Below are 6,576 nucleotides of genomic sequence, written 5' to 3'. Positions count from 1 at the left end.
TCAGAAAGTTATCCAAGAAGGGGAACCATCAGTCTTAACTTATCTATTTCCTATTGCTTGTATTCATTTAGTCATCTAACAGCAAGGGATGTAATCTCATTCAGGGGAAAAAGTCGCTATGAACCACCAAATAGAAACCCCTATCCGCTCACCTTCTCAAGCTCGATTCCGTTCACGGGAAGAACGCATCCAGATCGGTAAATCCCTGCGGGAGCGATTGCCGCGTTCTAGCCACGCTATCTGGCAACCCCCCGCAGCCGGTCGGGAGCCGATCGAGATCATCGAAGCATCAAATCGGGGGCGATTACAGGAATTGATTCCCATCCGCTACGGGCGTATGTTGCGGAGTCCCTTTACCTTCCTGCGCGGTTCCGCTGCTTTGATGGCCTACGATCTGGCCACCACTCCCAAAACCGACGTTATCGTGCAGGCCTGCGGAGATTGCCACCTCTTGAACTTCGGATTTTTTGCCACCCCCGAACGCAATTTAGTCTTCGATATTAACGATTTCGACGAAACCCTACCCGCACCTTGGGAATGGGACCTCAAGCGTCTAGTGGTCAGCTTTGTCATCGCCGGCAGGGATAGCGATCTATCCGATCGAGAATCGAAGGCAGCGGCGATCGATTGCGCTCGTTCCTATCGGGAACACCTGCGGGAATATTCTCGCCTCAGTCCGTTAGAGGTATGGTACACGCGCATAGGAGTAGAACAGGTGATCGAGATGGCTCCCGACGAAAAGACGCGGAAGATACGGGAACAGATGATGACAAAAGCCCGCGAGCGCATCATCGAACATCTCTACCCCAAGATCGTCACCCAAACCGCGGGACGCAATCGCTTTGTCGATCAGCCGCCCATTCTCTACCATGTCAACGAACCGGATTGGGAGACTCTCGTGCGTGAGGGTCTGGAAGACTATCGCCAATCCCTGCCGGAGGAACGCCGAGTCCTGTTTGATCGCTACCGGTTAGAGGACTTTGCCCTGAAAGTGGTAGGCATTGGCAGTGTCGGCACCAGATGTTATATCGCCCTATTTTTCTCGGAAGATAACCATCCCCTCATCCTACAAGTTAAGGAGGCTTGCCCTTCGGTTCTTGAACCCTATACCGCCAAGAGCCAGTACGAAAATCAGGGACAACGGGTGGTTACAGGCCAGAGATTGATGCAATCCTCTAGCGACATATTTTTAGGCTGGACCCAGGGAAGACGGGGCAATAACTTCTATTTACGGCAACTGCGGGATATGAAGTTTTCCCTACCCATTGAGGGAGTATCAGCCGTCCAACTGCAACGCTACGCCGAGTTCTGTGGCTGGACCTTAGCCCGCGCCCACGCTAAATCTGGAGACGCGGCCACTATTAGCGGTTATTTGGGAAAAGGAGATCAGTTCGATCTAGCCCTGGGCGAATTTGCGATCGCTTATGCCGAGCAGACAGAACAAGATCACGCCGCTTTGGTGGAAGCGGTCAAAACAGGACGGGTTGAGGCTTTGGTAGAAGAAGATTTATAGCATTAAGCTATCAGCCTGTTATTTCTCGACCATACATTATGGGCGCGAGCTTTGCGCCCCCACATTGCAGCTGGTATGATACCAAATCCGTTTTTATACTAAATCTGGTTATTAAAAACTGATTATCTATTGCCCCTTTTGCCTCTTTCCTCTTGCCCTTTGCCTGTCCTGATATGTAGCCTATACTCAACGGATTTAGTATTAATAGTCCGATTAACTCTCAGGTTATGGATTGTTTCTCCCTCCTCCAACGCTCCCCACGCTCCTATACTTTTTAAACAGGATTTAGTATTATTGCTCAGTAGGTCAGATTTGCTCACAGAAAATACATACGGCCTATATCTACAAAATGCTCTAGAAAAAGGATGATGGTATGTGATATAATTTGCTCTTGCTTTCATCTACATATTTAAGTGATTTTGTCAAGAAAATGAGCGAATTAAAATCACAAATCACGGCTATTGATCATCAACTTTCCAAACGTCCGATCGCTCTCGATCCCGCAGGATATTTTATTATTTATCTAGACCGAGAAGCAGGGTTAATCTGTGCCAAACATTACAGCAATATTATCAATGAAAAAGGTTTAGCCGTCGATCCAGAAACGGGAAAAGTTATCGGTGTTAGGCAAAAACTTGATCGCAATCCTGAGACTATTTACACCGCCAGGACTGCCAAAGAATTAGCCGTCAAAGTGATCGAAGAAACCCAACCTTGTCCGATTACTATGTTCGATCATGCTGCTTATTTAGGTCGAGAATTCACCCGCGCTGAATACGCTTTAATCACCGGGGAAGAATATATTCAGGATTAAAGATTGGGCTTTTCAGTGTTCAATAAACAGTAACCAGTAAACAGTAAACAGTAAACAGGGATAAAGATGAAGATAAATAAATAAATAACTTAAAACTTACATCTGATAACTTAAAACTTACATCTGATAACTGATAACTGATAACTGTTAAACCGTGCCTTTAAATAAACCTTGGGGACGGAATAATAACAGCAGGATCATAATTAATAAAGCCACGGCTAATTTATAATCAGAACCAATTAAGGGAACACTAATTTCTTGGGCAACACCAATAATTAAAGCCCCAGCAATCGCTCCGTAGGGATTACCAATACCACCTAAAATCACGGCGGCAAACATTGGTAAGATTAAAAACCAGCCCATATTGGGACGCACTCCCCCAGTAATTAACCCGAACATCGCTCCGGCTAAAGCAGTTAAAACTCCCGTAATTATCCATGTCCAGAAGACAACCCATTCGACGTTAATTCCGGTTACTCTAGCTAAATCGGTGCTGTCAGCTACGGCACGCATCGCCTTACCGATCTTAGTTTTTTGCAATAACAAATGGAGGGCAATAATAACTATAATTGCCAAACCAATAACTAACAAGCGATCGAAAGCTACTTTAATCCCAAAAATTTCTGTAGCGGTCATCACAGGCAGATCGTAGCGTTGATTACTACCGCCCCAGATCATTAAAATACCATTGCGAAGAAATAAAGCCAAACCGATCGAAATAATAATTAAAGTGGTAGAATCAGCCCGTCGATCGCGCATGGGTTTCCATAATAATCTCTCGGCAATGAGCATGGCAATAGCTGTCACTGCTGCCCCCACCAGCATCGCTAACCAGAGATTAATCCCTTGAGCATTTACCACCCAAGTTATGTAAGCACCCAAAGTCATAAAATCGCCGTGGGCAAAATTAGACAGACGCAAAATGCCACAGGTAAGGGTTAACCCAACAGCAGCCAGAGCAATAATACTGCCGACGGCTAAACCATTGAATAAAAGTTGCGGTGTATCCATCAAACCTCTTGTATAAATCAGAAATTGTCCTTAGAAATAGAAGTCAGGAGAGAGAAAATGAATTAACTTTTGTCTTTTACTTTATTTAGCTGAAAGCTGGGGGCCCGTGGCTTAAATATTTTTGTTTAGACCAAATTGCATGGCAGTATAAGCCTAGACAGCCATTATAAAGGTTTGTGTGCCAGCAATTTCTAGCGGCTGGCGGAAAGCTGACGGCCGATGACTTACTGCTATAAAATCAAGAATGCCCACTGATGGAATTTTCCGCCAATGAAGACTATCTTTCGATTAGCGATCGCTTTTTTTGCCTTACTATTTATCCTATCTCCTGTCAATGCCTTAGCAGCCAGTTCTGCTGCTGTCACAGGAGCCAATGCCAGTTATGAAAACCAGAATCTGACAGGAAAGGATTTTTCGGGACAAAATTTGCAATCTGCCCAATTTACTAACGTTAATCTCCAAGATTCTAACTTTAGTTCTGCCGATTTGCGCGGGGCAGTGTTTAACGGAGCCTCTATCATCGAAGGCAACTTTCATGGAGCGGACTTAACCAATGGGTTAGCCTATCTGAGTACCTTTAAAAATTCCGATTTAAGCGATGCCATTTTTGCCGAAGCGATCATGCTGCGTACCATTTTCGAGGGAGTCAATATCAACGGTGCTGATTTTAGTTTTGCCGTGCTTGACGCTCAACAAATCAAAAATCTCTGTGAAAGAGCCGAGGGTGTCAACTCAAAAACCGGCGTCTCTACCCCGGAATCTTTAGGATGTGATCAATGATGCAAACAAGGGTTGGTGTTATTGGTGGTGGACAATTAGCTGGGATGATGGCACAGGAAGCCAAGAAATTAGGCATTTCTCTAATTGTACAAACACCACACCCCGACGATCCCGCCGTTGCTTTAGCTGACGGGGTTGTCTTCGCAGAAATAGCTGACGTGGAAGGCACAAAAAAACTAGCTCAACATTGTGATCTGATCACTTTTGAAAATGAGTTTGTTAATTTAGATGCCCTAGAAGAATTAGCGGCCACAGGAGTGAAATTCTATCCTAGTTTGGCAAATCTGCGCCCCCTATTGGATAAATACGAGCAAAGATGTTATTTACGCTCCCTAGGGTTGCCTGTGCCTGATTTTTGGGCGATAGATAATTTATCCCCACTAGAAAATTATCCTTTTCCGCTAGTGCTGAAAGCGCGACGACACGGTTATGATGGTCAAGGAACCTTTATTATCCGCACTCCTGAAGAATTAAACGCCAAAAAGCGGCAATTAGAGCGTCTTGACTTGATGTTAGAAGCTTATATTCCCTACGAGCGAGAATTAGCCATCGTTGCCGCTAGGGGATTAACCGGGGAAATCGTCACCTATCCCGTGGTGGAAACCCATCAAGAGGAGCAAGTCTGTCACTGGGTGATTGCTCCCGCCGCTCTTAACCAATCATTACAGGCTCAAACCGAACATATCGCCCATCATCTGTTAAGTAGTTTGTCGGCGGTGGGTGTTTTCGGGATGGAATTATTTGTCACTTCCCAGGGAGAGGTATTGATTAATGAAATCGCTCCCCGTACCCATAATTCGGGTCATTACAGCCTCTCTGCCTGTCTTACCTCCCAATTTGCCCTACAACTGCAAGCAGTGGCTAATTTGCCCCTTGGAGCCACGGATTTAAAATCTGCCGGGGCAGTCATGGTTAATTTATTGGGTTTTGAGGATAGTGACGGCGATTATCGCGAAAAAAGAGCAGTTTTAGCGGCAATTCCAGACGCTCACGTTTTTTGGTACGGTAAAAAATCCCGTCCCGGTCGAAAATTAGGCCATGTCACCCTCTTAAGGGATACAAGCGATCGCTCTGAGTTATTGGCTCTAGCAAAGCAGATAGAAAAGCTTTGGTATGGTTGTTAGGGAAGTGGGGAAGTGGGGAAGTGGGGAAGTGGGGTGTGGGGTGTGGGGTGTAGGGTGTGGGGAGAATAAATAGAAATAATCTCCTATCTCCTGTCTCCTGTCTCCTGTCTCCTGTCTCCTGTCTCCTGTCTCCTGTCTCCTGTCTCCTGACTCCTGACTCCTGACTCCTGACTCCTGCCCCCAGGAAAAACTTTTTCAGCAGACCCTAATTAAAAGACATTTTTGATTGCCTCGGTCAGTTTTTGACTAATTAACTCGTTACCGTCTCGACTAAGATGAATATTATCGATATAGAGGGAATCAGGAGTAGGATGGGCTTGAAAAATGGGCAGAAAATCTAGATAAAAAATCTGCTGGTTGCTGGTGAAATCCGCTAGTCTTTGACGGGCTTTTAATTCATAATCTCGCCCCTGTTTTTGAGCTTCGCGAATGAGGGGGGTAATAGCGATAATTAAAGGGGCTTGATTAGCCTGAGCAAGGGCTTGAATTTGGGCAAGAGCGGTTAAATTATTGCCCACTCGATCGCCTCCTTCTTGCACCGGTGGTAGGGGAGGATAACGCTTAAAATATCGATCATAAAATTCGATTAAAGCTAAAGCTGGCCGGTGATCGGGATAATTAATTTCTCGTCCCACCACCGCCGAACTAGGAGCTAAAGCGAACAGATCATCGGTGTTCATTAATAACACAATCACCTGAGATTCAAAGGTGCCGAAACGTCGCAGATAGGCCGATTGATTGCGCGGTCCCCAAGAATTAGCCGAAGCATTGAGAACCTCCACTGAACCCGTCAGATTTTGGCCTAAATTTTTGGTGATTAAAGCAGCAATGGTCTCTTTTTGATCTGTCCACCAGGAGCCATTAGCGATCGAATCACCGATTAACATGATTCTCGTCGTCTCCGGAGGCCGTTGGGTTGTAATCGGATCGCTCCGCATCGAATACTGATTAACGGCGATAAAATTGGAAAAACGGCGCGTTTGTTGATTAGGAGCCAAAAGATAGCCAATTTCGGCATCAGCTTTGTAAATAAGCGGATTACCGAACCCGAAGACAATTCTTAAAATAGCCTCAAGGAGAAGGCCAAGGGCGAAAAGAACGCCTAGAATGATTAAAGACAGCCGAATGATACCAATTTCTAATAACACGGATAGATGAGAGTTCGCTAATTTATGATCCTAAAGTGTCTCATACTTTCCACATCCATCTCATGAAAAGGAGTTAAGGGCAATGTCAGACTTAAATCGTGGCATTATGAAATTCGAGGGAGCCGATAAACCGGCAGTAGTGGCGATATCGTCGATTATCGTTATCGGTAGTATTATTGCTCTGAT

6 protein-coding genes are annotated in these 6,576 nt (G+C 45.3%); 4 read left to right on the top strand and 2 right to left on the bottom strand.

The genetic code is table 11. The features are described 5' to 3' along the window. Nucleotides 1-118: 118 nt before the first annotated feature. Together PX481_RS03380 and PX481_RS03375 are read left to right on the top strand one after the other, a co-directional pair. Nucleotides 119-1,513 carry a DUF2252 domain-containing protein gene (locus PX481_RS03380; protein WP_288093670.1) on the top strand — a complete coding sequence of 465 codons (1,395 nt, stop codon included), beginning with the start codon at nucleotides 119-121 and terminating at the stop codon, nucleotides 1,511-1,513. 430 nt (nucleotides 1,514-1,943) lie between these two features. After that, nucleotides 1,944-2,327 carry a DUF4346 domain-containing protein gene (locus PX481_RS03375; protein WP_002747361.1) on the top strand — a complete coding sequence of 128 codons (384 nt, stop codon included), beginning with the start codon at nucleotides 1,944-1,946 and terminating at the stop codon, nucleotides 2,325-2,327. Nucleotides 2,328-2,474: 147 nt separating this feature from the next. Here PX481_RS03375 and PX481_RS03370 read toward each other — a convergent pair whose 3' ends face one another. Next, nucleotides 2,475-3,338: a branched-chain amino acid ABC transporter permease gene (locus PX481_RS03370; protein WP_012263931.1), complete on the bottom strand. Its 864-nt coding sequence runs from the start codon at nucleotides 3,336-3,338 to the stop codon at nucleotides 2,475-2,477. 270 nt (nucleotides 3,339-3,608) lie between these two features. Here PX481_RS03370 and PX481_RS03365 point away from each other — a divergent pair, with 270 nt between their 5' ends. Next, nucleotides 3,609-4,118: a pentapeptide repeat-containing protein gene (locus tag PX481_RS03365; protein ID WP_002760385.1), complete on the top strand. Its 510-nt coding sequence runs from the start codon at nucleotides 3,609-3,611 to the stop codon at nucleotides 4,116-4,118. After that, nucleotides 4,115-5,242 (top strand): 5-(carboxyamino)imidazole ribonucleotide synthase, encoded by a 1,128-nt coding sequence (locus PX481_RS03360; protein WP_288093669.1) that lies wholly within the window; start codon nucleotides 4,115-4,117, stop codon nucleotides 5,240-5,242. The genes PX481_RS03365 and PX481_RS03360 overlap by 4 nt, the downstream gene beginning before the upstream one ends. Before the next feature lie 209 nt (nucleotides 5,243-5,451). On the opposite strand, the gene PX481_RS03355 is transcribed toward PX481_RS03360, so the two are convergent. Beyond that, entirely contained in the window at nucleotides 5,452-6,390 is a 939-nt protein-coding gene (locus PX481_RS03355) for an SGNH/GDSL hydrolase family protein (RefSeq protein ID WP_002760383.1), read from the bottom strand. Nucleotides 6,391-6,576: the final 186 nt, after the last annotated feature.

Source organism: Microcystis sp. M53603_WE2 (genome assembly GCF_030065435.1).
This window is presented reverse-complemented; position numbering and strand designations above follow the sequence as displayed.